The organism is Pseudomonas sp. Pseusp21 (assembly GCF_059492145.1).
The window spans coordinates 5,454,974-5,481,411 of sequence record NZ_CP168520.1; the positions used below are offsets into that span (position 1 = coordinate 5,454,974).

27 protein-coding genes are annotated in these 26,438 nt (G+C 60.2%); 26 read left to right on the forward strand and 1 reads right to left on the reverse strand.

Translation table 11 applies throughout. From position 1 onward, the window contains the following. The first annotated feature begins 87 nt into the window (after positions 1 to 87). The 26 genes from ACEN93_RS24815 (at position 88) to flhB (ending at position 23,695) form a co-directional block, all read left to right on the forward strand. The gene (locus ACEN93_RS24815; RefSeq protein WP_007958307.1) at positions 88 to 948 is read left to right on the forward strand and encodes a flagellin domain-containing protein; all 861 of its coding nucleotides are present in this window, start codon (positions 88 to 90) and stop codon (positions 946 to 948) included. Between the two features lie 71 nt (positions 949 to 1,019). After that, entirely contained in the window at positions 1,020 to 1,376 is a 357-nt protein-coding gene (locus tag ACEN93_RS24820) for a flagellar protein FlaG (protein WP_039765579.1), read from the forward strand. 80 nt (positions 1,377 to 1,456) lie between these two features. Continuing rightward, positions 1,457 to 2,920, forward strand: coding sequence for a flagellar filament capping protein FliD (fliD, locus tag ACEN93_RS24825; RefSeq protein ID WP_074687535.1), 1,464 nt, complete (start codon positions 1,457 to 1,459; stop codon positions 2,918 to 2,920). Positions 2,921 to 3,049: 129 nt separating this feature from the next. After that, positions 3,050 to 3,448: a flagellar export chaperone FliS gene (gene fliS, locus ACEN93_RS24830; RefSeq protein ID WP_007958302.1), complete on the forward strand. Its 399-nt coding sequence runs from the start codon at positions 3,050 to 3,052 to the stop codon at positions 3,446 to 3,448. Positions 3,449 to 3,458: 10 nt separating this feature from the next. Then, the gene (fliT, locus tag ACEN93_RS24835) at positions 3,459 to 3,755 is read left to right on the forward strand and encodes a flagellar protein FliT (RefSeq protein ID WP_039765621.1); all 297 of its coding nucleotides are present in this window, start codon (positions 3,459 to 3,461) and stop codon (positions 3,753 to 3,755) included. Positions 3,756 to 3,927: 172 nt separating this feature from the next. Further along, a complete protein-coding gene (locus tag ACEN93_RS24840) occupies positions 3,928 to 5,403 on the forward strand; it encodes a sigma-54 dependent transcriptional regulator (protein ID WP_039765583.1) in 1,476 nt (491 codons plus the stop codon). Positions 5,404 to 5,513: 110 nt separating this feature from the next. Further along, positions 5,514 to 6,725, forward strand: coding sequence for a sensor histidine kinase (locus ACEN93_RS24845; RefSeq protein WP_428997872.1), 1,212 nt, complete (start codon positions 5,514 to 5,516; stop codon positions 6,723 to 6,725). Positions 6,726 to 6,730: 5 nt separating this feature from the next. Continuing rightward, positions 6,731 to 8,122, forward strand: a complete 1,392-nt coding sequence (locus ACEN93_RS24850) for a sigma-54-dependent transcriptional regulator (RefSeq protein WP_495610634.1) — start codon at positions 6,731 to 6,733, stop codon at positions 8,120 to 8,122. Positions 8,123 to 8,249: 127 nt separating this feature from the next. Further along, positions 8,250 to 8,579, forward strand: a complete 330-nt coding sequence (gene fliE, locus ACEN93_RS24855) for a flagellar hook-basal body complex protein FliE (protein WP_011333048.1) — start codon at positions 8,250 to 8,252, stop codon at positions 8,577 to 8,579. A 15-nt stretch (positions 8,580 to 8,594) separates the two neighbouring features. Continuing rightward, positions 8,595 to 10,382 carry a flagellar basal-body MS-ring/collar protein FliF gene (gene fliF / locus ACEN93_RS24860; RefSeq protein ID WP_007958290.1) on the forward strand — a complete coding sequence of 596 codons (1,788 nt, stop codon included), beginning with the start codon at positions 8,595 to 8,597 and terminating at the stop codon, positions 10,380 to 10,382. Then, complete coding sequence (gene fliG, locus ACEN93_RS24865; protein ID WP_007958288.1) at positions 10,375 to 11,394, forward strand: flagellar motor switch protein FliG; 1,020 nt, start codon at positions 10,375 to 10,377, stop codon at positions 11,392 to 11,394. The genes fliF and fliG overlap by 8 nt, the downstream gene beginning before the upstream one ends. A gap of 4 nt (positions 11,395 to 11,398) precedes the next feature. Next, complete coding sequence (gene fliH, locus ACEN93_RS24870; RefSeq protein WP_495610635.1) at positions 11,399 to 12,205, forward strand: flagellar assembly protein FliH; 807 nt, start codon at positions 11,399 to 11,401, stop codon at positions 12,203 to 12,205. Continuing rightward, complete coding sequence (gene fliI / locus ACEN93_RS24875) at positions 12,195 to 13,553, forward strand: flagellar protein export ATPase FliI (protein ID WP_039765593.1); 1,359 nt, start codon at positions 12,195 to 12,197, stop codon at positions 13,551 to 13,553. The genes fliH and fliI overlap by 11 nt, the downstream gene beginning before the upstream one ends. A 6-nt stretch (positions 13,554 to 13,559) precedes the next feature. Continuing rightward, complete coding sequence (gene fliJ, locus ACEN93_RS24880) at positions 13,560 to 14,009, forward strand: flagellar export protein FliJ (RefSeq protein ID WP_011333052.1); 450 nt, start codon at positions 13,560 to 13,562, stop codon at positions 14,007 to 14,009. 101 nt (positions 14,010 to 14,110) lie between these two features. After that, positions 14,111 to 14,416: an STAS domain-containing protein gene (locus ACEN93_RS24885; protein WP_039765597.1), complete on the forward strand. Its 306-nt coding sequence runs from the start codon at positions 14,111 to 14,113 to the stop codon at positions 14,414 to 14,416. Between the two features lie 5 nt (positions 14,417 to 14,421). Continuing rightward, a complete protein-coding gene (locus ACEN93_RS24890; protein WP_495610636.1) occupies positions 14,422 to 16,125 on the forward strand; it encodes an ATP-binding SpoIIE family protein phosphatase in 1,704 nt (567 codons plus the stop codon). Positions 16,126 to 16,155: 30 nt separating this feature from the next. Continuing rightward, complete coding sequence (locus tag ACEN93_RS24895) at positions 16,156 to 16,503, forward strand: Hpt domain-containing protein (protein WP_007951942.1); 348 nt, start codon at positions 16,156 to 16,158, stop codon at positions 16,501 to 16,503. Positions 16,504 to 16,608: 105 nt separating this feature from the next. Beyond that, on the forward strand, positions 16,609 to 17,970 hold the full coding sequence (locus ACEN93_RS24900) for a flagellar hook-length control protein FliK (protein ID WP_495610637.1): 1,362 nt from the start codon (positions 16,609 to 16,611) through the stop codon (positions 17,968 to 17,970). A 312-nt stretch (positions 17,971 to 18,282) separates the two neighbouring features. Next, positions 18,283 to 18,786, forward strand: a complete 504-nt coding sequence (gene fliL / locus ACEN93_RS24905; RefSeq protein WP_266200360.1) for a flagellar basal body-associated protein FliL — start codon at positions 18,283 to 18,285, stop codon at positions 18,784 to 18,786. Between the two features lie 9 nt (positions 18,787 to 18,795). Then, the gene (gene fliM, locus ACEN93_RS24910) at positions 18,796 to 19,764 is read left to right on the forward strand and encodes a flagellar motor switch protein FliM (protein WP_003222890.1); all 969 of its coding nucleotides are present in this window, start codon (positions 18,796 to 18,798) and stop codon (positions 19,762 to 19,764) included. Between the two features lie 57 nt (positions 19,765 to 19,821). Beyond that, entirely contained in the window at positions 19,822 to 20,280 is a 459-nt protein-coding gene (fliN, locus tag ACEN93_RS24915; RefSeq protein ID WP_007951948.1) for a flagellar motor switch protein FliN, read from the forward strand. Continuing rightward, the gene (gene fliO / locus ACEN93_RS24920; protein WP_074687540.1) at positions 20,281 to 20,739 is read left to right on the forward strand and encodes a flagellar biosynthetic protein FliO; all 459 of its coding nucleotides are present in this window, start codon (positions 20,281 to 20,283) and stop codon (positions 20,737 to 20,739) included. Beyond that, entirely contained in the window at positions 20,739 to 21,497 is a 759-nt protein-coding gene (fliP, locus tag ACEN93_RS24925; RefSeq protein WP_007951950.1) for a flagellar type III secretion system pore protein FliP, read from the forward strand. Before fliO ends, fliP begins: the two co-directional genes overlap by 1 nt. Beyond that, the gene (fliQ, locus tag ACEN93_RS24930; RefSeq protein WP_007951951.1) at positions 21,494 to 21,763 is read left to right on the forward strand and encodes a flagellar biosynthesis protein FliQ; all 270 of its coding nucleotides are present in this window, start codon (positions 21,494 to 21,496) and stop codon (positions 21,761 to 21,763) included. The genes fliP and fliQ overlap by 4 nt, the downstream gene beginning before the upstream one ends. A 3-nt stretch (positions 21,764 to 21,766) precedes the next feature. Beyond that, entirely contained in the window at positions 21,767 to 22,552 is a 786-nt protein-coding gene (fliR, locus tag ACEN93_RS24935; protein ID WP_039765607.1) for a flagellar biosynthetic protein FliR, read from the forward strand. A gap of 3 nt (positions 22,553 to 22,555) precedes the next feature. Next, positions 22,556 to 23,695 (forward strand): flagellar biosynthesis protein FlhB, encoded by a 1,140-nt coding sequence (flhB, locus tag ACEN93_RS24940; RefSeq protein ID WP_011333061.1) that lies wholly within the window; start codon positions 22,556 to 22,558, stop codon positions 23,693 to 23,695. A gap of 189 nt (positions 23,696 to 23,884) precedes the next feature. Here flhB and ACEN93_RS24945 read toward each other — a convergent pair whose 3' ends face one another. Beyond that, positions 23,885 to 26,206: a hypothetical protein gene (locus tag ACEN93_RS24945; RefSeq protein ID WP_495610638.1), complete on the reverse strand. Its 2,322-nt coding sequence runs from the start codon at positions 26,204 to 26,206 to the stop codon at positions 23,885 to 23,887. Between the last annotated feature and the right edge of the window lie 232 nt (positions 26,207 to 26,438).

The following is a 26,438-nucleotide window of genomic DNA, read 5'->3' on the forward strand; positions in this document are numbered from 1 at the left end:
ACGATAACTATTACGAAGGTTCTCTAGGCCATACCCGGCGGTTGCCAGGGCCGGAAGCCGCAGTACCCAACCAACGAGGAATTCGTCATGGCTTTAACAGTAAACACCAACACCACGTCGTTGAACGTTCAGAAAAACCTGAACCGCGCTTCCGACGCTCTGTCGACTTCGATGCAGCGCCTGTCTTCCGGCCTGAAAATCAACAGCGCTAAAGACGACGCCGCTGGCCTGCAGATCTCCAACCGTATGTCTTCCCAGATCCGCGGTAACACCCAGGCAATCCAGAACGCCAACGACGGTATCTCCGTTGCCCAGACCGCTGAAGGCGCTCTGCAAGCTTCGACCGACATTCTGCAGCGTATGCGTGAACTGGCTGTTAAAGCACGTAACGGTACCAACGGCACTGCTGACCAGACCGCTACCAACGCTGAATTCGCTCAGATGTCCGACGAGATCACCCGTATCTCGGCTGCTACCAACCTGAACGGCAAAAACCTGCTGGACGGTTCGGCTGGTACTGTGACCCTGCAAGTGGGCGCGAACACCGGTTCGGCTAACCACATCGACCTGGTACTGAGCTCCAAGTTCGACGCCGTCAGCCTGTCCGTAGGTAGCGGTACTGTAGTTCTGACCGGTACTACCGGTACTGGCGCTGGTTCTGCTTCGCAGAACATCGACAACGCGATCACTGCAATCGACGCCGCTATCGCTGCAATCGGTGCAACTCGTGCCAGCCTGGGTGCTTCGCAAAACCGTCTGACCAGCACCATCCAGAACTTGCAGAACATCACCGAGAACACCACTGCTGCACAAGGTCGCGTACAAGATACCGACTTCGCCGCAGAGACTGCTAACCTGACCAAGCAGCAAACCCTGCAACAGGCTTCGACCTCTGTTCTGGCTCAAGCCAACCAACTGCCTTCCGCTGTACTGAAGCTGCTTCAGTAATTTCGGAATGAGTTTTAGCGGGGGAGTGCGCTTGCGTGCTCTCTCGCTTTTTACGTTATGAGGTGATGAGCATGGACATGAGCGTCAAGCTTAACGTGTCTTATCCGGCTCCCAAGCCAGTCAATACCGTTGCCGACAAGCCGTCGGAAACCAAGCCTCAGACCGTTGATGCTGTTCCTGCCTCGAAAAAGAGTCAGGAGTCAGATGAGACCAAGCTGAAGCTGGCGGTGCAGGAGATCGAGAAGTTCGTTCAGTCGATCAAACGCAATCTGGAGTTCTCGATCGACGAGCATTCCGGCAAGGTCATCGTCAAGGTGATCGCAAGCGAGACGGGCGAGGTCGTACGACAGATCCCTTCCGCAGAAGCCCTCAAGCTGGCAGACAGCCTCGCCAACGCAAGTCACGTGTTGTTCGACGCCAAAGTCTGATAGCTGGCATGAATAGTGTTTGAAGTTCTTTAGACGCAGGTATTGGTCAAAAGACTGGCAACAACCCAAGGGAGATGCACATGGCAAGTCCAATTTTACCGGGTTCTGGCCTGGGTTCCGGCCTGGACATCGGTGCGATCGTTACTGCGCTGGTCAACGCCGACAAGTCGCCGAAGCAGACGCAGATCGACAATGCGACGAAAACCAACACGCTGAAGATTTCCGGTGTAGGTACGCTGAAGAGTGCGCTGACGGCATTCCAGACCGCGATGACCAACCTGGGCAGCAAGACGAACCCAGCGTTTGCCGGTTACACGGCGACTTCGGGTAATCCAACTGTTCTGGGCGCTACTTCGGATAACACCGCGGTCTCGGGTACTTACAGTGTTGTTGTGAATAATCTGGCCACCGGCTCGAAAGTAGCCAGTGCATCCTTTGCCGGCGGTGCTGCCAGTGCCATTCCGAGTGGTACCCTGAAAATCAGTCAGAATGGCACTGATTACAATGTCACGATCCCGGCCAATGCGACCCTGCAGAGCACTCGTGATGCCATCAACACGGCTCAGGGTGTCAATGGTATCTCTGCCAACATCGTGACGGACAGCACCGGTGCCTCGCGCCTGGTGATCAGTTCGAGCAAGACTGGCGCAGGCTCTGACTTGAGCGTGAGCGGCATTGCCGGTCTGGAAATCGATGGCACCAAAACAATGGGTGCCACTCCGGCGGCGGGTGATTCCGGAGCGGTCAACGGGCTCGCCAAAGATGCATCGCTGACCATCGATGGGCTGACAGTGACCAGCAAGAGCAACACGGTGACCGGCGCCATCAGTGGTTTGTCGTTGAACCTGCTGACTGTCCCGAATCCGCAAGGCACGCCTGTTGTGGTGAGCGTCGACACGAACACCAAAGGTCTGCAGACGTCTGTCCAGGCTTTCGTCGATGCCTACAACACGTTGAAGACCACCATCGACACCCTGTCCAAGGCGACGCCGGATGAAGATGGCAAGCTGACTGTTCAGGCGGCTTTTACCGGTGACTCCCTGCCGCGTTCGCTGATTGCCGATATCCGTAGCCAATTGACCATGCCGAGCGGGACCAGCACCGGTCCGATGGCCTACCTGTCGCAATTGGGCGTGATGACTGACAAGCTCACCGGTAACCTGACATTCGACACCGTTGCATTCAACAAGACCATGTCCACGCCGGGCATGACCGGTCAGGTCCAGCAGATGTTTACGGGTACCAACGACACCAACGGTCTGTTGGCGCGTATGAGCAAGGCGGTGGATCCGTACCTGAAGCCTCCTGCCGGTAGTCTGCCTACTGCTACAGGTTTGCTTGATCAGCGCATGGCCATCCTGAACAACAACACCAAGAGCCTGACCAGTCAGCAACTGGCGCTCGATCTGCGTGTTGCCAACCTGACCAAGACGTTGACTGCAAAATACAACGCCATGGACTTGCTGGTAGGCCAGATGAAGTCTACGGCGAGCAACATCACGTCGTTCTTCGCCTCGCTCAACGCTCAGCAATCCGCGAAGTAACATGCAAGAGCGACAAAAACCCGGCTACGCTTTCGAGCGTGCGCCGGGTTTTTGTCTTGTGGTCTAAAGTTTTTCGACTCGCTGGCGATACACTGTTCATACGAGTCATTGTGGCAAATGAGGTAGAACATGAATCCGATGTTAGCCCTTCGGCAATACCAGAAAGTAGGCGCGCACGCTCAGACATCTGAAGCGAGCCCTCATCGCCTGGTGCAAATGCTGATGGAAGGCGGCCTGGACCGTATCGCTCAGGCCAAAGGTGCGATCGAGCGCAAGGATATTCCTGCCAAGTGCACGTCGATCAGCAAGGCCATCGGCATCGTCAGCGGACTGCGCGAAGGCCTGGATCTGGAAAATTCCGCGGATACGCTGGCTGATCTGGACGGTCTTTACATCTACATGATGAAGCGTCTCGCCGAGGCGAACATCAGCAGCGATCCGCGCATTCTTGATGAGGTTGCCGGCTTGCTGAGCACCGTCAAGGAAGGCTGGGATGCGATCGCACCTGCGCCCGCTCCGCAGTTCTGAGGAGATCACCATGAGTCTTGTTTTGCAGCGAATTGAAGAAACCCGAGTAGCCTTGGTCGGAGCCCTGGCCGAGCGCAATTGGGAGGCGATCGGTCAACTGGACCTCGATTGCCGTTCCTGCATGGAAGATGTCTTGAGTGAAGCTTCGGTGGACGAGGTCGCGCTGCGCGATAATCTTGAGGAGTTGCTGCATGTCTACAAGCAGCTTCTGGAAGTGGCGATGGGTGAGCGTCAGGCGATAGTCGACGAGATGTCGCAGATCACCCAAGCGCAGAACGCGGCAAAGGTTTACCATCTGTTTGGTTAATTAACCCTCAGTTAATCCAGACATGTGCGCCATAAATTTGACTGTGCACGGTTTTTTGACTTAACTAGTGGCTGTTTTCAGATTTCAGGCGTCTACAGGCACAAGGTGTCCTGCAAGCGTCTCGCTTGCCCCTCATTTTGGGCATTGAGTTGACTAGGGAAGTTGCTATTGCATGTGGCGTGAAACCAAAATTTTGCTGATCGATGACGATAGCGTCCGCCGCCGCGACCTGGCGGTGATCTTAAATTTTCTTGGCGAAGAAAATTTACCCTGCGGAAGCCATGACTGGCAGCAGGCAGTCGGCTCTTTGTCGTCTAGTCGTGAGGTCATTTGCGTACTGATCGGGACGGTTAATGCTCCTGGTGCGCTTTTGGGCTTGCTAAAGACACTCTCAACCTGGGATGAGTTCCTTCCGGTTTTGCTGATGGGCGATAATTCTTCGGTGGACCTGCCCGAAGACCAACGCCGCCGGGTGCTTTCGACCCTCGAAATGCCGCCGAGCTACAGCAAACTGCTCGACTCCCTGCACCGTGCCCAGGTCTATCGCGAAATGTACGACCAGGCCCGCGAGCGCGGCCGTCATCGCGAACCCAACCTGTTCCGCAGCCTCGTCGGCACCAGCCGTGCGATCCAGCACGTGCGTCAGATGATGCAGCAAGTGGCCGACACCGACGCCAGCGTCCTGATCCTCGGCGAGTCCGGGACCGGCAAGGAAGTGGTTGCGCGCAACCTGCATTACCATTCCAAGCGCCGCGACGCGCCGTTCGTACCGGTCAACTGCGGGGCGATCCCGGCCGAGTTGCTGGAAAGCGAACTGTTCGGTCACGAGAAGGGCGCCTTCACCGGCGCGATCACCAGCCGTGCCGGCCGCTTCGAGCTGGCCAACGGCGGTACGCTGTTCCTCGACGAAATCGGCGACATGCCGCTGCCGATGCAGGTCAAGCTGCTGCGCGTGCTGCAGGAGCGCACCTTCGAGCGCGTGGGCAGCAACAAGACCCAGAGCGTCGACGTGCGCATCATCGCCGCGACCCACAAGAATCTCGAAAGCATGATCGAGATCGGCACCTTCCGCGAAGACCTCTACTATCGCCTGAACGTGTTCCCGATCGAGATGGCGCCGCTGCGTGAGCGCGTCGAAGACATTCCGTTGCTGATGAACGAGCTGATCTCGCGCATGGAGCACGAGAAGCGCGGTTCGATCCGCTTCAACTCCGCCGCAATCATGTCCTTGTGCCGCCATGGCTGGCCAGGCAACGTTCGCGAACTGGCCAACCTGGTGGAGCGCATGGCGATCATGCACCCGTACGGGGTGATCGGCGTGGTCGAGTTGCCGAAGAAATTCCGCTACGTCGACGACGAAGACGAGCAGATGGTCGACAGCCTGCGCAGCGATCTGGAAGAGCGCGTGGCGATCAACGGCCATACGCCGGACTTCAGCGCCAACGCCCTGTTGCCGCCGGAAGGTCTCGACCTGAAGGACTACCTCGGTGGTCTGGAGCAGGGTCTGATCCAGCAGGCGCTGGACGATGCCAACGGCATCGTGGCGCGTGCGGCCGAGCGTCTGCGCATTCGCCGCACCACGCTGGTGGAGAAGATGCGCAAGTACGGCATGAGCCGTCGTGAAGGTGATGAACAGGCGGATGATTGACGCCTGTTTTTCAACTGCTTCATTTATAAGCGGTTTTTTTTAGGCACGGGTATTGCTATGTCCCTCGCAACGTTCCGTTTCACTGACGGTCAGCCAAGCGAGAAAGCACAATGCCCCAAGCCTCCCAGATGTCTTCTGTTCCCGAGTCCTCGGGGCAACTGCCGTCCGTAGAGCAGGCGAGCCGCCAGGGGCTTGAGCAGGCATTCGCCCTGTTCAACCAGATGTCCAGCCAGTTGACCGACTCCTACAGCATGCTCGAAGCCCGGGTCACCGAGCTCAAGGGCGAGCTGGCCGTGGTCAGTGCCCAGCGCATGCAGGAACTGGCGGAAAAAGAACGCCTGGCCAACCGTCTGCAAAACCTCCTCGACCTGTTGCCCGGTGGCGTCATCGTCATCGACGGCCACGGCATTGTGTGCGAGGCCAACCCTGCCGCCATCGAATTGCTCGGTCTACCGCTGGAAGGCGAGCTGTGGCGCCACGTCATCACCCGTTGCTTCGCGCCCCGTGAAGATGACGGTCACGAAATTTCCTTGAAAAACGGTCGACGCCTGTCGATTGCCACCCGCTCGCTGGATGCCGAGCCGGGGCAGTTGGTGCTGCTCAACGACCTGACTGAAACCCGTCACTTGCAGGATCAACTGGCGCGCCACGAGCGCCTGTCGTCCCTGGGGCGGATGGTCGCGTCGCTGGCTCACCAGATTCGCACGCCGTTGTCTGCCGCGTTGCTGTACGCCAGTCATTTGACCGAGCAGGAATTGCCGGTCGCCACTCAGCAGCGTTTTGCCGGTCGCCTCAAGGAGCGTCTGCACGAGCTGGAGCATCAGGTGCGCGACATGCTGGTCTTCGCCCGTGGCGAGCTGCCGCTGACCGATCGTGTCACACCGTATGCCTTGATGCAGTCGTTGCAGGCCGCGGCGCTGACCCATGTGCAGGATCTGCCGATCCGCTGGCAATGCGACAGCCATGCCGGCGAGTTGCTTTGCAATCGCGACACGCTGGTCGGGGCGCTGCTCAATCTGATTGAAAACGCGATTCAGGCGAGTGCCGGTGAGGTGCGTCTGAAGGTGCATTGCTATACCCGCGACAACACCTTGCGTTTGTGTGTCAGCGACAGCGGCAGCGGTATTGATGCGGCAGTGCTGGCGCGGCTGGGCGAGCCGTTTTTCACCACCAAAGTCACCGGGACCGGCCTGGGCCTGACCGTGGTCAAGGCCGTGGCGCGTGCGCATCAGGGAGAATTGCAGCTGCGTTCGCGGGTCGGGCGCGGTACGTGCGCGCAGGTCATCCTGCCGTTGTTTTCTGCTGTTCAGGGAGCTGAGTGAAGGTCATGGGCATCAAGGTTCTGCTGGTCGAAGACGACCGCTCGTTGCGCGAAGCGCTGGCCGATACGCTGCTGCTGGCCGGTCACGACTATCACGCAGTGGGTTCGGCCGAAGAGGCGCTGAGCGCCGTCGAGCGCGAAGCGTTCAGTCTGGTGGTCAGCGACGTCAACATGCCGGGTATGGACGGCCATCAATTGCTCGGCCTGCTGCGTGCGCGACAACCGCAATTGCCGGTGCTGCTGATGACCGCCCATGGTGCGGTCGAGCGCGCAGTCGATGCGATGCGTCAAGGCGCGGCGGATTATCTGGTCAAGCCGTTCGAACCCAAGGCTCTGCTGGATCTGGTGGCGCGTCACGCCTTGGGCAGCCTTGGCGTCAGTGATGCCGAAGGCCCGGTCGCGGTCGAGCCTGCCAGTGCTCAATTGCTGGATCTGGCAGCGCGGGTTGCGCGCAGTGATTCCACCGTGCTGATTTCCGGCGAGTCCGGCACCGGCAAGGAAGTGCTGGCGCGCTACATTCACCAGCAATCCCATCGCGCCAGCCAGCCGTTCATTGCGATCAACTGCGCGGCGATCCCCGACAACATGCTCGAAGCCACCCTGTTCGGTCACGAAAAGGGCTCGTTCACCGGCGCCATCGCGGCCCAGGCCGGCAAGTTCGAACAGGCGGACGGCGGCACCATTCTGCTCGATGAAATTTCCGAAATGCCCCTGGGTCTGCAAGCCAAACTGCTGCGCGTGTTGCAAGAGCGGGAAGTGGAGCGGGTCGGTGCACGCAAGCCGATCACCCTCGATATTCGCGTGGTGGCGACCACCAACCGTGATCTGGCCGGTGAAGTGGCGGCGGGGCGGTTCCGTGAAGACCTCTATTACCGTCTTTCGGTATTTCCGTTGGCCTGGCGTCCGTTGCGCGAGCGCACCGCCGATATCCTGCCGCTGGCCGAGCGTCTGTTGGCCAAACACGTCAATAAAATGAAGCATGCGACGGCGAAGTTCTCGCCCGAGGCGCAAGCGTGCCTGATCGGTTATCCGTGGCCGGGCAACGTGCGCGAGCTGGATAACGCGGTCCAGCGGGCCTTGATTCTGCAGCAGGGCGGCTTGATCCAGCCGCAGGATTTCTGTCTCTCCGGGCCTGCGTTATTCGCTCCATTGCCGGCGGCCGTTCCGGCAACGCCGGTCATTCGTGAAGTCGAAATCGAGGCCGATTCGGCCGGTGCGCTGGGCGATGACCTGCGTCGGCGCGAGTTCCAGATGATCATCGACACCCTGCGTACCGAGCGCGGTCGGCGCAAGGAGGCCGCGGAAAAACTCGGCATCAGCCCGCGCACCCTGCGTTACAAACTGGCGCAAATGCGCGATGCGGGCATGGATGTCGAAGGCTACCTGTTCGCCACCTGACCGGTTGCGCAAACGTTTGAAACGGCTTTTCTGAAAGCGGTGCCATGAGCTGGCACCGTTGTTGCTAACACCTGAGTACCCGCCGAGTGAGTGTCAAAAAATTGCGGGCCGCCCAAGAGAGTAGACCATGAGCCAAGGTATTGAATTTAATCGGTTGATGATGGACATGAAGGCCATGCAAATGGACGCCATGTCGAAGCCGAAATCGACTTCCGCTGTCCCGGAAGTGGCAGGCAGCAACTTTTCCGACATGCTCGGTCAAGCCATCAACAAAGTGAACGATACCCAGCAGGCGTCGAGCCAATTGGCCAACGCGTTCGAGATCGGCAAGAGCGGCGTCGATCTGACGGACGTGATGATTGCCTCGCAAAAGGCCAGCGTGTCGTTCCAGGCTCTGACCCAGGTGCGCAACAAGCTGGTTCAGGCTTATCAAGACATCATGCAGATGCCGGTTTAAGGACGAGATTGAGTCATGGCAGAAGCAGTCGCCGATAACGTTCCGGCCAAGGCCACCCCGATAGACGGCAAACCGCCGTTGTTCGGCCTGTCCTTCCTGGAAAACCTCTCCGAGATGACCGTGCTGCGTCAGGTGGGCCTGTTGGTCGGCCTGGCCGCGAGCGTGGCGATTGGCTTTGCCGTGGTGCTGTGGTCGCAGCAACCGGACTACCGGCCTCTGTACGGCAGCCTTGCCGGCATGGACGCCAAGCAGGTCATGGACACCCTGGCCTCCGCCGACATTCCCTACACCGTCGAACCGAATTCCGGCGCCTTGCTGGTCAAGGCCGATGACCTGTCCCGTGCGCGGCTCAAGCTCGCGGCCGCTGGTGTCACTCCCAGCGACGGCAACATCGGTTTTGAAATTCTCGACAAGGAACAGGGTCTGGGCACCAGCCAGTTCATGGAAGCGACCCGTTATCGTCGCGGCCTGGAAGGCGAACTGGCCCGCACCATTTCCAGCCTGAACAACGTCAAGGGCGCGCGCGTTCACCTGGCGATCCCGAAAAGTTCGGTGTTCGTGCGTGATGAACGCAAGCCAAGCGCTTCGGTACTGGTCGAGCTGTACTCCGGTCGTTCGCTGGAGCCAGGCCAGGTCGTTGCCATCATCAACCTGGTGGCCACCTCCGTTCCCGAGCTGAGCAAATCGCAGATCACCGTCGTCGACCAGAAGGGCAACCTGCTGTCGGATCAGGCGGAAAACTCCGAAATGACCATGGCCGGCAAGCAGTTCGACTACAGCCGCCGCATGGAAAGCATGCTCACCCAGCGCGTGCACAACATTCTGCAACCGGTACTGGGCAACGATCGCTACAAGGCTGAAGTCTCGGCTGACGTCGATTTCAGTGCCGTCGAATCGACCGCCGAGCAGTTCAACCCGGATCAACCGGCCCTGCGCAGCGAACAGTCGGTCAACGAACAACGCACTGCCAGCAATGGCCCGCAAGGTGTGCCGGGTGCCTTGAGCAACCAGCCACCTTCGCCGGCTTCGGCGCCGCAGACCACCGGTGGCGCCGCCGCCCCGGCGAGCATGGTGCAGCCAGGCCAGCCACTGGTTGATGCCAACGGTCAGCAGATCATGGACCCGGCCACCGGCCAGCCGATGCTCGCGCCGTATCCGGCGGACAAGCGTCAACAATCCACCAAGAACTTCGAGCTCGACCGCTCCATCAGCCACACCAAACAGCAGCAGGGTCGCCTGAATCGCCTGTCGGTGTCGGTGGTGGTGGACGATCAGGTCAAGATCAACCCGGCCAACGGCGAAACGACTCGCGCGCCGTGGAGCGCCGACGAATTGGCGCGCTTCACCCGTCTGGTACAGGACGCCGTCGGCTTCGACGCCAGCCGTGGCGACAGCGTCAGCGTGATCAACATGCCGTTCTCCGCCGAGCGCGGCGAAGTGATCGCCGACATTCCGTTCTACTCCCAGCCATGGTTCTGGGACATCGTCAAACAAGTGCTGGGCGTGTTGTTCATCCTGGTGCTGGTGTTCGGCGTGCTGCGTCCGGTGCTCAACAACATCACCGGTGGCGGCAAAAGCAAGGAGCTGGCCGGTCTGGGCGGCGACATGGAACTCGGTGGCATGGGCGGTCTGGACGGTGAACTGTCCAACGATCGCGTCAGCCTCGGCGGCCCGACCAGCATTCTGCTGCCGAGCCCGAGCGAGGGTTATGACGCTCAGTTGAACGCAATCAAGAGTCTGGTGGCAGAAGACCCGGGTCGTGTGGCCCAGGTCGTGAAAGAGTGGATTAACGCAGATGAGTGATAACCGAGCCGCCGTCGCCAAACTGTCCCGGGTCGATAAAGCCGCGATTCTGCTGCTGTCCCTGGGTTCGACCGATGCCGCACAAGTGCTGCGCCACATGGGCCCCAAAGAGGTCCAGCGAGTCGGCGTGGCCATGGCCCAGATGGGCAACGTCCACCGTGAGCAGGTCGAGCAGGTCATGAGCGAGTTCGTCGACATCGTCGGCGATCAGACCAGCCTGGGCGTCGGCTCCGACGACTATGTGCGCAAAATGCTCACCCAGGCCCTGGGTGAAGACAAGGCCAACGGCCTGATCGACCGCATTCTGCTGGGCGGCAACACCAGTGGCCTCGACAGCCTGAAATGGATGGAGCCGCGCGCCGTTGCCGACGTGATCCGTTACGAGCACCCACAGATCCAGGCGATCGTGGTGGCGTACCTCGATCCGGATCAGGCCGGTGAAGTGCTGGGCAACTTCGACCACAAGGTGCGTCTGGACATCATCCTGCGCGTCTCGTCGTTGAACACCGTGCAGCCGGCCGCACTGAAAGAATTGAACCAGATCCTCGAGAAGCAGTTCTCCGGCAACTCGAACGCTTCGCGCACCACCCTGGGTGGCATCAAGCGGGCGGCGGACATCATGAACTTCCTCGACAGCTCGATCGAAGGCCAGCTCATGGACTCGATCCGCGAAGTCGACGAAGACCTGTCCGGTCAGATCGAAGACCTCATGTTCGTGTTCAACAACCTGGCCGATGTCGACGACCGCGGGATCCAGGCACTGTTGCGCGAAGTATCTTCCGACGTGCTGGTGCTGGCCCTCAAGGGTTCGGACGAAGGCGTCAAGGAGAAGATTTTCAAGAACATGTCCAAGCGTGCCGCCGAACTGCTGCGCGACGACCTCGAGGCCAAGGGCCCGGTGCGCGTCAGCGACGTGGAGACCGCGCAGAAGGAAATCCTCACCATCGCCCGCCGTATGGCCGAAGCCGGAGAAATCGTGCTCGGTGGCAAGGGCGGCGAGGAAATGATCTAAGCCCATGGACAAGCATGACGACGATGTGACGGACCTGATCCGTGCCCGGGACGTCCGCGGTTTCGATACCTGGGCCTTGCCCAGCTTCGATCCGCCGGCGCCTGAGCCCGAGCCGGAACCGGAGCCCGAACCGCCGGAAATGGAAGAAGTGCCGCTGGAGGAAGTCCAGCCACTGACCCTCGAAGAGCTCGAAAGCATCCGTCAGGAGGCCTACAACGAGGGCTTCGCCATCGGCGAAAAGGAAGGCTTTCACAGCGCCACCCTCAAGGTGCGTCAGGAAGCCGAAGTGGTCCTGACGGCCAAGGTCGAGAGCCTTGAGCAACTGATGGGCCACCTGTTCGAGCCCATCGCCGAGCAGGACACCCAGATCGAAAAATCGCTGGTCGACCTCGTGCAGCACATCGCCAAACAGGTGATTCAGCGCGAACTGGCCATCGACTCGACGCAGATCGAACACGTCATGCGCGACGCGCTCAAGCTGTTGCCGCTGGGCGTGGGCAATGTGCGGCTGTACGTCAATCCGCAGGATTTCGAGCAGGTCAAAGCCCTGCGCGAACGTCATGAGGAAACCTGGCGCATCGTCGAGGACGAAACCCTGCTGCCGGGCGGTTGCCGGGTCGAGACCGACCACAGCCGGATCGACGCCAGTATCGAAACCCGCGTCAGCCAGGTCATGTCCAAGCTGTTCGACCAGTTGCATGAGCAGGCCCTGCACCCGGCCGCGCCGGATCTGAGCCTGGACTTGCCGGAAACGCCGAAACCGGCACCGGTCGCAGAAGAGCCGCTCGCGGACGCCCCCGATGCGCCTTGAACGCACCAGTTTCGCCAAGCGCCTGAGCACCTACGCCGAGGCCACCGAAATCGCCGGTGCGCCGATTCTCGAAGGTCGCCTGCTGCGCATGGTCGGCCTGACGCTCGAAGCCGAAGGCCTGCGCGCCGCCATGGGCACCCGCTGCATGGTGATCAACGACGACACCTATCACCCGTCCCAGGTTGAGGCCGAAGTCATGGGCTTCTCCGGCAGCAAGGTGTTCCTGATGCCGGTCGGCAGTGTGGCCGGCATTGCCCCGGGCGCCCGCGTGGTGCCGCTGGCCGACACCGGTCGCTTGCCGATGGGCATGAGCATGCTCGGTCGCGTGCTGGACGGCGCCGGACGGGCGCTGGACGGCAAGGGCGGCATGAAGGCCGAAGACTGGGTGCCGATGGACGGCCCGACGATCAACCCGCTCAACCGAGACCCGATCAGCGAACCGCTGGACGTCGGCATCCGTAGCATCAACGGATTGTTGACGGTCGGTCGCGGTCAGCGTCTGGGTCTGTTCGCCGGTACCGGTGTCGGTAAATCCGTGCTGCTGGGCATGATGACCCGCTTTACCGAGGCCGACATTATCGTCGTCGGCCTGATCGGTGAGCGGGGTCGGGAAGTTAAAGAGTTCATCGAGCACATCCTCGGTGAAGAAGGCCTCAAGCGCTCCGTGGTGGTGGCGTCGCCGGCGGACGATGCGCCGCTGATGCGTTTACGTGCGGCGATGTACTGCACGCGGATCGCCGAATATTTCCGCGACAAGGGCAAGAACGTCCTGCTGCTGATGGATTCCCTGACCCGTTTCGCCCAGGCCCAGCGGGAAATCGCCCTGGCCATCGGTGAGCCGCCGGCGACCAAGGGTTATCCGCCGTCGGTATTCGCCAAACTGCCGAAACTGGTGGAGCGCGCCGGTAACGCGGAGAAGGGCGGTGGTTCGATCACAGCGTTCTATACCGTGCTGTCCGAGGGCGATGACCAGCAGGACCCGATTGCCGACTCCGCGCGGGGGGTACTCGACGGGCACATCGTGCTGTCCCGGCGGCTGGCCGAGGAAGGGCATTACCCGGCCATCGATATCGAAGCCTCGATCAGCCGGGTGATGCCCGCAGTCGTGGCGCCGGAACACATGCAGCGCGCGCAATACTTCAAGCAGCTGTGGTCGCGCTATCAACAGAGTCGCGACCTGATCAGCGTCGGCGCCTATGTTGCTGGCGGTGACCGCGAGACAGACCTTGCCATTAATCTGCAACCGCAACTGGTCAGATACCTGCGTCAGGGGCTCAACGACAAAATCAGCCTGGGTGAAAGCGAGGCGTACCTCGAAACGATTTTCGCCCCGGCGGCCGGCGGGTAACCGGTCATGGCCCTGAGTCGAGCCGCGCGTCTGGCGCCGGTGGTGGACATGGCCGAGAAGGCCGAGAAAACCGCCGTGCAGCGTCTGGGTTACTTTCAGGGGCAGGTGAAAGTCGCCGAGAGCAAACTCGCCGACCTCAACGCCTTTCGTCTGGATTATTCGCAGCAGTGGATCGTGCGCGGCAGCACCGGCGTGACCGGCCAATGGCTGCTGGGTTTTCAGGGCTTCCTGGCGCAACTCGACACCGCTGTCGATCAGCAGCGCCAGAGCTTGCAATGGCACCAGAACAACCTGGACAAGGCCCGTGACGCCTGGCAACAGGCATTCGCCCGGGTCGAGGGCCTGCGCAAACTTGTACAACGCTACCGCGACGAAGCCCAGCGCGCCGAAGACAAGCGCGAACAGAAGCTGCTGGACGAGTTGTCCCAGCGTTTGCCGCGTCATGAGGCGTTTTGACGAGCCGATCTCTGACAGATCCCGACGCTATCGCGCCTTGCCCATGACCCCTCCAAGTGCTACACCTTGTACAGGTTCGTCAATGACAAGGAAGCCAGTACATGTCAGTCGTTACAGAAGTGTCTGCGGATGGGCAAAAGTTGACGATTTCCGTCAAGGGCCGATTCGACTTCGGTCGCCATCAGGAATTTCGCGAGTCCTACGAGCGGCTCACTAAAAAGCCTGACTCCATTGTGGTGGATCTCAAGGATGCCACCTATCTCGACAGTTCGGCCCTGGGCATGTTGCTTCTGTTGCGTGATCACGCCGGCGGTGACGACTCGGATGTGCGGGTGGTCAACAGCAATTCGGATGTGCGCAAGATCCTCGCCATCTCCAACTTCGACAAATTGTTCGACATCAGTTGACGGCCATGCAGCCGCTAGAGCCGCTGACGATCCTGATCGCCGAAGACAGCGCCGCCGACCGGCTGTTGTTGTCGACCATCGTCCGTCGCCAGGGGCACGAGGTGCTGACGGCCACCCATGGTGAGGAGGCGGTGGAGGCATTTATCCGGCAAAAGCCGCATCTGGTATTGATGGACGCCATGATGCCGGTGATGGACGGGTTTGAAGCCGCACGCCAGATCAAGAAGCTGGCGGGTGAGAACCTGGTGCCGATCATCTTCCTCACGTCGCTGACGGAAAGTGAAGCCCTGGCCCGTTGCCTTGAGGCCGGCGGTGACGACTTTCTGGCGAAGCCTTACAACCAGGTGATCCTCGCCGCCAAAATAAAGGCGATGGATCGCTTGCGACGTTTACAGGCCACGGTTCTTCAGCAGCGCGATCTGATCGCCAAACACCACGACTATCTGCTCAACGAGCAGCGGGTCGCCAAGGCCGTGTTCGACAAGGTCGCGCATTCCGGTTGCCTGAGTGCACCGAACATCCGTTACCTGCAATCACCCTATGCGCTGTTCAACGGCGACCTGTTGTTGGCCGCGTACACCCCGGCCGGCGACATGCATGTGTTGCTCGGTGATTTCACCGGTCACGGTTTGCCGGCGGCGGTCGGCGCCATGCCGCTTGCCGAGGTGTTCTATGGCATGACGGCCAAGGGTTACGGCCTGGCCGAGACCCTGCGGGAAATGAACGCCAAGCTCAAGCGCATCCTGCCGGTGGACATGTTCTGCTGCGCGACGCTGTTGTGCCTGAGTTTTCAGCGGCGCTCGGTGGAGGTCTGGAACGGCGGCATGCCCGACGGCTATCTGCATTGCCTCGCCACCGGGGAGCGCACGCCGCTGGCGGCACGCCACCTGCCGCTGGGGGTGCTCAGCCCGCAGACTTTCGATGACCGCACCGAGGTTCACCCGATGGCGGTGGGTGATCGGGTGTTCCTGCTCTCGGACGGGGTCATCGACACCTGCGATGCCAACGATCAGTTGTTTGGTGTCGAGCGCCTGCACCAGGTGTTCGCTGCCAATCGCCAGCCGGATCGGCTGTTCGAGGACATCGAGCAGGCGTTGCAGGACTTTCGCGGTGAGGCCCGGGACGATGTGAGCATGGTCGAAGTCAGCCTGCTGGAGATGGCGCAGGTCAATCCATCGGCGCCGGTGTATTCCGACAGCGGCCAGTCCTGTCCGCTGGACTGGTCGGTGAGCTTCGAATTTCGCGGTGCCACGCTCAAGCGCTTCAACCCTTTGCCTTATCTGTTGCAGTTGCTGCTTGAGGTGCATGGCTTGCGGGCGCAGAGTGGCGCACTGTACAGCGTGCTGGCCGAGCTTTATTCCAACGCGCTGGAGCATGGTGTACTGGGCCTGGACTCGGGCCTCAAGCGCGATGCCTCGGGTTTCGCCCATTATTACGAGCAGCGCAATGCGCGCCTCGAGGCCCTGCAGGACGGTTACGTGCGGGTGCATTTGCAGGTGCGGCCGGAAGGCGAGGGTGGTTGTCTGGTGGTGCGGGTCGAAGACAGCGGCCAGGGATTTGACGTCGCGCGCGTGATGGAGCGGCCGCTCGACGATGTCCGTCTGTCGGGGCGCGGTGTCAGTCTGATCCGGCAATTGGCGCGTAATGCCAGCTGGTCAGACGATGGTCGCAGTGCCCGCGTGGAGTTTTTCTGGGAGGCTCTGGCATAATCCGCGCATTCTTGATCAAGGAGTGAACAAGTGGCTGATACACATGTGGACCACGAAGCGCTGAGTGCGCTGCGGGAAGTGATGGAAGACAGCTATCCGGAACTGCTGGATACCTTCCTCGCCGATTCCGAAAATCGCCTGCGCGAGTTGCAGCAGACTGCCGATGCCGACGCATTGTCTTCCGTTGCGCACAGCTTCAAGGGCAGCAGCAGCAACATGGGTGCAACCCGTCTTGCGGTGCTGTGCCAGGAGCTGGAACAGCATGCCAAAGACAAAAGCCCTTCTGAAATCATCAAACTGGTTGCCGATATTCATAGCGAATTCGCGGATGTGCGGCCCGTTTATGTCGCCGAGCGACAGCGCTCGCTGACGCACTGATTCTGCCGTCGGGCGGTTTTGCAGGTTTCCTGGCGAAACTGGCCCGGCACTTGCAGTCATCTATCCCAACTGTACCTACGATCCCAGTGCAGCGGAGACCGTGCCATGCCTGCAAGCCCCAACATTCTTCTTCAGACCGCCGCCCAGGCCAAGGCGCAAGCTGCCTCGGCCAAATCATCGGCAGTGGCCGCAGAGCCCGGGGACAAGGCCTCCAGCTTCGCTCAGGTGTTCGCCGACCAGGGCGCGAACAAGCCCTCGGTGACCGTCGACAATTCGCTCAAACCTGCCCGTGACAAGGTTGCCGACAACAGCGGCAAGAAAGACCTCGGCAAGGATCAGTCTGCCGCCCCGACGCCGGCGGTTGCCGATAGCGGCAAAGCCTTGCCCGCCGACAAACCGGCGACGGCGGCAACGGACGACAAGACCACTACCGATGACGAAGCGGTTGAAACGCTGCCCACCCCGGTCGCTGATGCTGCTCCGGTGGACCCGGCGCTAATGGCGGCGGTAGAACCGGTCGTCACGGCGCCGGTAGTCGCCACTCCGGTCGTCGATACCGCCGCGAAGCCTGAAACCGACAAGCCAGTCGTGGCGGCATTGCCGGGTATGGTCAAGGATCCGGCGCCGGCCGCTGACCCGGCTTTCGACCCCGAGGCGGATCCACTGGATTCACTGCCTGCCGTGCGCATGGCCATGGAGCAGAGTGGTCACATTTCTGCTTCCAGCCAGTCCCAGCCCAAAGCCACTCCGGCCCAGGCTCAGGCCGACGGCGAATTGACCTCGGCGCAGAACTTCGCTGCCGGTATGGCCAGCATGCTGGATGTGCAGGCTGACAAGGACAGCACCAGTCAGGGCGGCGAGAAGGCGTTCAGCGGTTTGATCGATGACGGCCTGAAAGACCTGAAGACCGCCACCAGCGATACCCGGGTGGATGATTTCGCCAACCGTCTGGCGGCGCTGACCCAGGCTGCCACACCGAAAACCGCCAACGCGGTGCCGGTGAACCAGCCGATCGCCATGCACCAGAACGGCTGGACCGAAGAGGTGGTCAACCGGGTCATGTACCTGTCGAGCAACAACCTGAAGGCCGCCGACATCCAGTTGCAGCCAGCCGAGCTTGGGCGTCTGGATATCCGGGTGAACATGGTGCCGGACCAGCAGACCCAGGTGACCTTCATGAGCGCGCATCCGAGCGTGCGTGAAGCCCTCGACGGTCAGATGCACCGCCTGCGCGAGATGTTCAATCAGCAAGGCATGGGGCAGGTCGACGTCAACGTGTCCGACCAGAATCGTGGTTGGCAGGGCCAGGGCCAGGAACAGGCGCAGCAGGGGCAGAGTGGTCGCACCAGCGCTGCCGGCGGTCGCCTGGATTCGGCTGAAGAAGAGTTGACCCCGACGGCCGTGGCTGAAGCGGCAGCTACTGCCACTCACGTGATCGGCTCCAGCGCCGTCGACTACTACGCCTGATCAAATCAAAAGCCCCTCACCCTAGCCCTCCCGAAACGTCGGACCGCCCGGAGGGAGAGGGAACTGATTGGGGGATGCTTGAGATGCTCGCTAACCTTATTGTTTGGGCTGAATCCAAGTCGACTCGGTGCCTCAGGTCGATATATCACAACAAGACAACTCGATCGGCTCCCTCTCCCTCCGGGAGAGGGCTGGGGTGAGGGTTGCTTTTGACTTCAGCGTTGTCTCCGCTACTACCAACACTTCTGGCATAACACTTGCTCTTGCCTTGCCGTGCGACTGTGAAAACCCGATTAGTGACGGATTATTGGCATGGCGAAGAGCGAAGCTGCAGCAGTAAAAGACCCCGCAACCAAAGGCAAACTCAAGCTGATCATCATGATCGTGCTGGGTTTGTTGCTGGCCATCGGCACGTCCGTGGGGGCGACCTGGTTCTTCATGCACAGTGCCCAGAGCAAGCCTGCGGCGACCGCCGAAGCGGCCCCGGTTGGCAAGCAACCGGCGATTTTCGAGCCGATGGCGCCGGCCTTCGTGGCCAACTACAACCAGAACGGCCGTCAGCGCTACATGCAGGTGAGCATCACCATGCTGGCGCGCAATCAGGCCGATCTGGAAGCGCTCAAAGTGCACATGCCGGTGATCCGCAACAACCTGGTGATGCTCTTCTCCGGTCAGGATTTCGCCACGCTGGCGACCCCGGTCGGTCAAGAGATGTTGCGCCAGAAGGCCACAGCCAGCGTCCAGGAAGTGGCGCAGAAAGAGCTGGGCAAAGTGGTGATCGAACAGTTGCTTTTCACTAATTTCGTACTGCAGTAGGAACACGACATGGCCGTGCAGGATCTGCTGTCCCAGGATGAAATCGACGCGCTGTTGCATGGTGTCGACGATGGTCTGGTACAGACCGATAACGCTGCCGAACCCGGCAGTGTCAAAAGCTACGACCTGACCAGCCAGGATCGCATCGTCCGTGGACGCATGCCGACTCTGGAAATGATCAACGAGCGTTTTGCCCGCTACACCCGCATCAGCATGTTCAACATGCTGCGCCGCTCGGCGGACGTTGCCGTCGGTGGCGTACAGGTGATGAAGTTCGGCGAATACGTGCACTCGCTGTACGTGCCGACCAGCCTCAACCTGGTCAAGATCAAACCCCTGCGCGGCACCGCGCTGTTCATCCTCGACGCCAAACTGGTGTTCAAACTGGTGGACAACTTCTTCGGCGGCGACGGCCGTCACGCCAAGATCGAAGGGCGTGAATTCACCCCGACCGAACTGCGCGTGGTGCGCATGGTGCTGGAGCAGGCGTTCGTCGATTTGAAGGAAGCCTGGCAGGCGATCATGGAAGTCAACTTCGAGTACATCAACTCGGAAGTGAACCCGGCCATGGCCAACATCGTCGGCCCGAGCGAAGCGATCGTGGTCTCCACGTTCCACATCGAACTCGACGGCGGTGGCGGCGACCTGCACGTGACCATGCCGTACTCGATGATCGAGCCGGTGCGCGAAATGCTCGACGCCGGTTTCCAGTCGGACCTCGACGACCAGGACGAACGCTGGGTCAATGCCCTGCGCCAGGACGTGCTCGACGTCGACGTGCCGATCGGTGCCACCGTGGCCCGCCGCCAGTTGAAGCTGCGCGACATCCTGCACATGCAGCCGGGTGACGTGATTCCGGTCGAGATGCCGGAAGACATGATCATGCGCGCCAACGGCGTGCCGGCCTTCAAGGTCAAGATGGGCTCGCACAAAGGCAACCTCGCGTTGCAAGTGATCGAGCCGATCGAGCGCCGCTGAAACGGCGCCCTCACTCCCTGATTCTTTTACCGGTTTTTTGCCCGCCGAGGACAAATGATGAACGACGATATGAACACCCAGGATGATCAGGCACTGGCCGATGAATGGGCTGCCGCCCTGGAAGAAACCGGTGAAGCCGGGCAGGCCGACATCGACGCGCTGCTGGCCGCCGATGCAGGTGCTTCGAGCTCCAACCGTCTGCCGATGGAAGAGTTCGGCAGCGTGCCGAAGAACAACGATCCAGTGACCCTCGACGGTCCGAACCTGGACGTGATTCTCGACATCCCGGTGTCGATCTCGATGGAAGTGGGCAGCACCGACATCAACATCCGCAACCTGCTGCAACTCAACCAGGGTTCGGTGATCGAGCTCGATCGTCTGGCCGGCGAGCCGCTGGACGTGTTGGTCAACGGCACCCTGATCGCTCACGGTGAAGTGGTGGTGGTCAACGAAAAGTTCGGCATCCGTCTGACCGACGTGATCAGCCCGAGCGAACGCATCAAGAAGCTGCGCTGAGTGAAAAAGCTTCTGGGGGCGTTGTTCGGCCTGGCACTGGCGTTGCCGTTCAGCGTGCTGGCGGCCGAGCCGGTGGCGACCACGGCAGCGGCGGCTGCGCCGGCCGTCAACAGCGGCGTGGCGGGTCAGCTGACGCAACTGGTGCTGGGTCTGTTGCTGGTGCTGGGGTTGATTTTCTTCCTCGCCTGGCTGTTGCGCCGGGTGCAGCAGGCAGGTCCCGCCGGCAAGGGCCAGGTGATCGAGTTGATCGGTTCCCGCGCGCTCGGGCCGCGTGACCGTCTGATGCTGGTGCAGGTCGGCAACGAGCAGATCCTGCTCGGCCTCAGCCCCGGAACCATCACTGCGCTGCACGTGCTCAAAGAGCCGGTCGAGGTGCCGAGCACCGCCGACAAAGCGACTCCGGAATTTGCCCAGCATCTGTTGAAGATCCTCGGCAAGGATCAGAAGGATAAGAAGTAATGGGTGCGTTGCGCATCGTCTTGACCCTGGCCTTGATGTTGGCCGCGCCGCTGGCATTCGCCGCCGATCCGTTGTCGATCCCGGCGATCACTTTGGGCACCAATGCCGAGGGCGCGCAGGAGTACTCGGTCAGCCTGCAGATCCTGCTGATCATGACGGCGCTGAGCTTCATTCCGGCCGCCGTCATCCTGATGACCAGTTTCACCCGGATCATCATCGTCTTCTCGATCCTGCGTCAGGCCCTCGGTCTGCAGCAGACACCGTCGAACCAGATCCTCACCGGCATGGCGTTGTTCCTGACGCTGTTCATCATGGCGCCAGTGTTCGATCGCGTGAACAACGATGCCTTGCAGCCGTACCTCGCGGAAAAGCTGACCGCCCAGCAGGCGGTGGAAAAGGCTCAGGTGCCGATCAAGGACTTCATGCTCGCCCAGACCCGCTCCAGTGATCTGGAACTGTTCATGCGCCTGTCCAAGCGCACCGACATTGCGACGCCGGATCAGGCGCCGCTGACGATTCTGGTGCCGGCGTTCGTGACGTCTGAACTGAAAACCGCGTTCCAGATCGGCTTCATGATCTTCATCCCGTTCCTGATCATCGACCTGGTGGTCGCGAGCGTGCTGATGGCGATGGGTATGATGATGCTGTCGCCGCTGATCATCTCGCTGCCATTCAAAATCATGCTGTTCGTGCTGGTGGATGGCTGGGCGCTGATCATCGGCACCCTGGCCAGCAGTTTCGGAGGTGTGTCGCCATGACGCCAGAAGTAGCGGTCGACATCTTTCGCGAGGCCCTGTGGCTGACCACCATGATGGTGGCGATCCTGGTGGTGCCGAGTCTGTTGGTGGGCCTGCTGGTGTCGATGTTCCAGGCCGCCACCCAGATCAACGAACAGACCCTGAGCTTCCTGCCGCGTCTGCTGGTGATGCTGGTGACGCTGATCGTCGCCGGCCCGTGGCTGGTGCAGACGTTCATGGAATACATCACCCAGTTGTACAAAAACATCCCGATGGTCATCGGCTAAGCCATGCAATCGCTGCTTCAGCTGACCGATACCCAGATCAGTACCTGGGTGGCGACGTTCATGCTGCCGCTGTTTCGCGTCGCCTCGATGTTGATGGTGATGCCGGTCTTCGGAACCACGCTGGTGCCCCGGCGGATCCGTCTGTACTTCGCTTTTGCGATCACCGTGGTGATCACGCCCAACCTGCCGCCGATGCCGGCGGTCAGTCCTCTGGACCTCAGCGGCCTGCTGCTGATCGCCGAGCAGATTCTGGTCGGTGCGGTGTTGGGTTTCTCCTTGCAGTTGTTCTTTCAGGCCTTTGTGGTGGCGGGGCAGATCGTCGCGATCCAGATGGGCATGGGCTTCGCGTCGATGATCGACCCTACCAACGGCGTGTCGGTGGCGGTGATCGGGCAGTTCTTCACGATGCTGGTGACCTTGCTGTTCCTGTCGATGAACGGGCACCTGGTGGTCTTCGAAGTGCTCACCGAGAGCTTCACCACGCTGCCGGTCGGCGGCGGGCTGATGACCACGCATTACTGGGAACTGGCCGGCAAGCTTGGCTGGGTGCTGGGCGCCGCGTTGTTGCTGGTGCTGCCGGCGGTCACTGCGCTGCTGGTGGTCAACATCGCCTTTGGCGTGATGACCCGCGCTGCGCCACAGCTGAACATTTTCTCCATCGGCTTTCCGCTGACCCTGGTGCTCGGCCTGTTCATCGTCTGGGTCGGGCTGGCGGACATTCTCAATCAGTATCAACCGCTGGCCACCGAGGCCTTGCAGTTTTTACGCGAACTGGCACAGGCGCGCTGAGTCATGGCTGAGAGCGAAAGCGGTCAGGACAAAACAGAAGACCCCACGGAGAAGCGCAAGAAGGACTCCCGGGAAAAGGGTGAGATTGCGCGTTCCAAGGAGCTCAACACCCTGGCGATCATGCTCGCCGGCTCTGCCGCGCTGCTGATTTTTGGCGGGATGCTGGCGCAGGAATTGATGGACCTGATGCGCCAGAACTTCACGCTGTCGCGGGAAGTGATCATGGACGAGCGCTCCATGGCGACGTTCCTGATGAGTTCCGGATTGCAGGCATTGCTGGCGATTCAGCCGATCATGATCACCCTGTTGCTGGCGGCATTCCTCGGGCCGATCGCGCTGGGCGGCTGGCTGTTTGCCGCCGGTTCGCTGGCCCCCAAGTTCAGCCGGATGAACCCGGCGGCGGGCCTCAAGCGGATGTTCTCGATGAAGGCCGTGGTCGAACTGCTCAAGGCGCTGGCCAAGTTTCTCATCACCTTGGGCGTCGCGCTGGTGGTGCTCAATTCGGACATCGACGACCTGCTGCGCATCGCCCACGAGCCGCTGGACCGGGCGATCATTCACAGCTTGCAACTGGTGGGCTGGAGCTCGCTGTGGCTGGCGTGCGGGTTGATCATCATCGCCGCTGTCGATGTGCCCGTGCAGATCTGGGAGAGCATCAAAAAGCTCAAAATGACCAAGCAGGAAGTGCGCGATGAGCACAAGGACCAGGAAGGGCGGCCGGAGGTCAAACAACGGATTCGCCAGCTCCAGCGCGAGATGTCGCAGCGCCGGATGATGGCGGCGATTCCGGATGCCGACGTGGTCATCACCAACCCGACCCACTACGCCGTGGCGCTCAAGTACGACGCCGAGAAGGGCGGGGCGCCGATGCTGCTGGCCAAGGGCAGCGACTTCCTGGCGCTTAAGATCCGCGAAATCGCCGTGGCCAACAACGTCATGCTCCTCGAATCGCCAGCGCTGGCGCGTTCGATCTACTACTCCACGGAGCTGGAAGAAGAAATCCCCGGTGGCCTGTACCTGGCGGTCGCCCAGGTGCTGGCTTACGTCTACCAGATCCGCCAGCACCGCGCGGGCAAGGGCAAGTTCCCGGAACCGCTCAAGGACGACCTGCCGATCCCGCCGGATCTACGGCGCGATTCCTGATGCTGATGAAACAAAAAAACCGCCATCCGGTTGAATCCGGTGGCGGTTTTTATGCCCGATGAGCTGTGTTGTTTGTGAGGTCGCTTTCGCGAGCAGGTCGAACCGTCGCTCCCACATCTGGAATGCATTTCTCTGTGGGAGCGAATTTGCTGGTAAATAAATACGTCCCCTTTTTTACGTCCCCTTTTTTTAGTTTATCGTAAGGTCATCTAGATAGAACCAGCGTAGATGGCCGGTCCCGGGGTCTTGCGCTGCATTGATCTGAAAGTGCGAAATATATCGTCCTGCAGGCGCTTTATATTCAAAATCAAGTGGGATTAGGTCGCCACTGGAGCGATAAGGAAGTTGCTTGGTTTCTATTGTGTTACCGCTGGGGTCAAAGAAAATAATAGTGTGCGGTCTGTGAGCTTGACGAACCTCGAGTTTTATTGTGGTCGCAAGGCCCGCCCAACTAAATTTGACTATCGAGCCGGCAGTAACGCGCAGGGTCTGAAGTCTTGGAGGGGATGGGTCCTCAATTGTTTGGTTATGATGAATACCGTGTGCATCTTTTAATACATTTATAGTCAGGCCGCTATAAAGTGTCACAGGTTTATTTTCATAGAATACCTGTTTCGGAGCGCTTTCAAAGTTTTCATATATTGAAATGGAACTTTTTATTATGTAAGGGCGTTGCGGAAAACTCACCGCTTCAGCTTCAATTGCAGATCCGTCCAGATTGACCGCACAGGCAATCGTCAGCTCACTTCCATCTTTTAGTGTTTTCAACCACTCAACCGGCGCGAGCACCGACAATCCATCCGGTGAGTCATTGGGCTCTCCCGACCTGACGTCTTTGTTGACGGGATCCCCATTCTTGTCGAAGCCTGAACAGGTCACCCAGATCGGTTGCCCTGGCACGAACAGCGGCCATTTCCCTGCGAGAATCCGCGCATCTGTTGTGAGTTCTTGAACCTTCAGCTCTGAACTCGTATTGCCGGCGATATTGGGTGTCGGCAAGCGCGGATCATCCTCGGCGATAGATCGGATGGTCAGCGTCAAATCAGTCGATTCGCCTTCGGGTTCTCCTCCTCGAATCAATTCCCAGCGTAACTTGATGGCTGTCCCGCGCCGTGCCACGAGAAACGCTGGGTCAAGTTTGAAGTTGGCGCGTTTGTTCTCGTTGAGTGTCAGTAATGGAAAGGGTTCTGCGCCGGGTAACGGGTTAACTTCCAGCAACCGAGCCTGGTCACCCGGCAATGCTGACAGGTGCTCGACGCGCACGGTGACTCCGTTTTCGTAGGCCAGCACATCAATGGGGTTGGTCGCCGGTGCCACCAGTGTTGGCGGCTTCAGATTGACCGGGGCAGTCCCTGTCACCGTTGCGGTAGCCATGTTGGAAATCCCCACCAAACCAACTGTGGGCCTGTGCAATTCATAATTCGCAGTCACCTTGCTGCCAGCGAAGACCTTGTCATTGGGCACTTCAAGGAAACAGGGCAGTTTCCCAGTGAAGGGATCCTCTTCGACTTTGCCCCGGACTACCACGGGGTCGGATTGCCCTGTAGTGGTATAGGTCGCCACAATCTCGTCACCTACCACAAAGCGGTTGTCTTTGGTGATCACGACCAGCAGCAATGGATTACCCGCCAGTTTTTCCAGATCAATGATGCTCGCGTCATCACCGGGATAGTCCTCTTTACGTTCAAGCAGAATTGGCATTGGAAGTAAGACGCCATCCAGATCCTCATCCACACTCTGCACGGGCGACCACGGCGCATCGGTGTCCGGGCCGTTGCCGAGCTGATCGTTGACGGTGTAGGAGAAATGCAGCTTATGATCCAGCCGTTTTGCCTTGTCCAGATACGCGCGGGTGATGGTGAAGCAAGTGGTGATGGGGTCTTCGTCACCGGGATTCGGCGGTTGCGGCGCCTGATCCGGATTGACCCTGGGCTTGGGCGCCAGCAGTTCGCCATTGCACTTGAGGGTGATGAGGTCATACGCCCGGCAATATGGATAGGCAACGCACACCTCGGCGCTGACGAAATCCGGGCCGACGCCGTTCTTGATCGCGTCAGGCAGAAGGAGCTTGAGTTCAGAGTGGCCGCCGGGGTCGGTCAGGCGATCCTTCAGGCCGGGACGGATGCGGTTATAGAGTATTTCGAGCGGGGGCGTGGACGTCCCTAAATTGCTGCTTCCACGCCTGATCGTGTAGTACAGCTTGTTGACCCGGTCCGGATGTAGTCGACCCTTGGGAATACGCAGCGTGGTGCGTGCGTTCGGATCGACAATGGTTTCGCTGTCCAGTGCTGCCGGTTCCCCCTCAAGCCAAAGCTCCATGATGTCTCCGGGATTCATGGTGCCCGTCGGCGGCGGATCGACGAGAACGACAGCGCCTTCACCATCGGTGACCAGATCATAGGCGACCAGGGGCACTCCGATATGCGCACCTTCTACGGGCGTGGTGTGGCCATTGACGATTGGCGGATAGAGGACGAGAACGGTGTTGTCCGGTGGGGTTGAAGTGGTCACGGATGAGGCTCCTGCGCGGTGGGAACGGGCAGGAGCTATCAGAGCGCTAAACGATGAATTTCGCACCTGACAGATCTGACAGGTGACGGCGGTTTTGCGACGAGTGGTCGTGTACTGTATGAAAAAACCGCCGTCCCGGTTGATTCGGAGCGGCGGTTCTTTTTGTCTGGAAAGATGTGTTGCCTGTAAGTCAGCCTTCGTGAGCAAGCTCACCCCCACAGGAGGGCGGCAG

Bases quoted from the DNA above. Each gene is read 5' to 3' on its own strand.
- ACEN93_RS24815 (WP_007958307.1), top strand. From the start codon at position 88: ATGGCTTTAACAGTAAACACCAACACCACGTCGTTGAACGTTCAGAAA.
- ACEN93_RS24820 (WP_039765579.1), top strand. From the start codon at position 1,020: ATGGACATGAGCGTCAAGCTTAACGTGTCTTATCCGGCTCCCAAGCCA.
- fliD (WP_074687535.1), top strand. From the start codon at position 1,457: ATGGCAAGTCCAATTTTACCGGGTTCTGGCCTGGGTTCCGGCCTGGAC.
- fliS (WP_007958302.1), top strand. From the start codon at position 3,050: ATGAATCCGATGTTAGCCCTTCGGCAATACCAGAAAGTAGGCGCGCAC.
- fliT (WP_039765621.1), top strand. From the start codon at position 3,459: ATGAGTCTTGTTTTGCAGCGAATTGAAGAAACCCGAGTAGCCTTGGTC.
- ACEN93_RS24840 (WP_039765583.1), top strand. From the start codon at position 3,928: ATGTGGCGTGAAACCAAAATTTTGCTGATCGATGACGATAGCGTCCGC.
- ACEN93_RS24845 (WP_428997872.1), top strand. From the start codon at position 5,514: ATGCCCCAAGCCTCCCAGATGTCTTCTGTTCCCGAGTCCTCGGGGCAA.
- ACEN93_RS24850 (WP_495610634.1), top strand. From the start codon at position 6,731: ATGGGCATCAAGGTTCTGCTGGTCGAAGACGACCGCTCGTTGCGCGAA.
- fliE (WP_011333048.1), top strand. From the start codon at position 8,250: ATGAGCCAAGGTATTGAATTTAATCGGTTGATGATGGACATGAAGGCC.
- fliF (WP_007958290.1), top strand. From the start codon at position 8,595: ATGGCAGAAGCAGTCGCCGATAACGTTCCGGCCAAGGCCACCCCGATA.
- fliG (WP_007958288.1), top strand. From the start codon at position 10,375: ATGAGTGATAACCGAGCCGCCGTCGCCAAACTGTCCCGGGTCGATAAA.
- fliH (WP_495610635.1), top strand. From the start codon at position 11,399: ATGGACAAGCATGACGACGATGTGACGGACCTGATCCGTGCCCGGGAC.
- fliI (WP_039765593.1), top strand. From the start codon at position 12,195: ATGCGCCTTGAACGCACCAGTTTCGCCAAGCGCCTGAGCACCTACGCC.
- fliJ (WP_011333052.1), top strand. From the start codon at position 13,560: ATGGCCCTGAGTCGAGCCGCGCGTCTGGCGCCGGTGGTGGACATGGCC.
- ACEN93_RS24885 (WP_039765597.1), top strand. From the start codon at position 14,111: ATGTCAGTCGTTACAGAAGTGTCTGCGGATGGGCAAAAGTTGACGATT.
- ACEN93_RS24890 (WP_495610636.1), top strand. From the start codon at position 14,422: ATGCAGCCGCTAGAGCCGCTGACGATCCTGATCGCCGAAGACAGCGCC.
- ACEN93_RS24900 (WP_495610637.1), top strand. From the start codon at position 16,609: ATGCCTGCAAGCCCCAACATTCTTCTTCAGACCGCCGCCCAGGCCAAG.
- fliL (WP_266200360.1), top strand. From the start codon at position 18,283: ATGGCGAAGAGCGAAGCTGCAGCAGTAAAAGACCCCGCAACCAAAGGC.
- fliM (WP_003222890.1), top strand. From the start codon at position 18,796: ATGGCCGTGCAGGATCTGCTGTCCCAGGATGAAATCGACGCGCTGTTG.
- fliN (WP_007951948.1), top strand. From the start codon at position 19,822: ATGAACGACGATATGAACACCCAGGATGATCAGGCACTGGCCGATGAA.
- fliP (WP_007951950.1), top strand. From the start codon at position 20,739: ATGGGTGCGTTGCGCATCGTCTTGACCCTGGCCTTGATGTTGGCCGCG.
- fliQ (WP_007951951.1), top strand. From the start codon at position 21,494: ATGACGCCAGAAGTAGCGGTCGACATCTTTCGCGAGGCCCTGTGGCTG.
- fliR (WP_039765607.1), top strand. From the start codon at position 21,767: ATGCAATCGCTGCTTCAGCTGACCGATACCCAGATCAGTACCTGGGTG.
- flhB (WP_011333061.1), top strand. From the start codon at position 22,556: ATGGCTGAGAGCGAAAGCGGTCAGGACAAAACAGAAGACCCCACGGAG.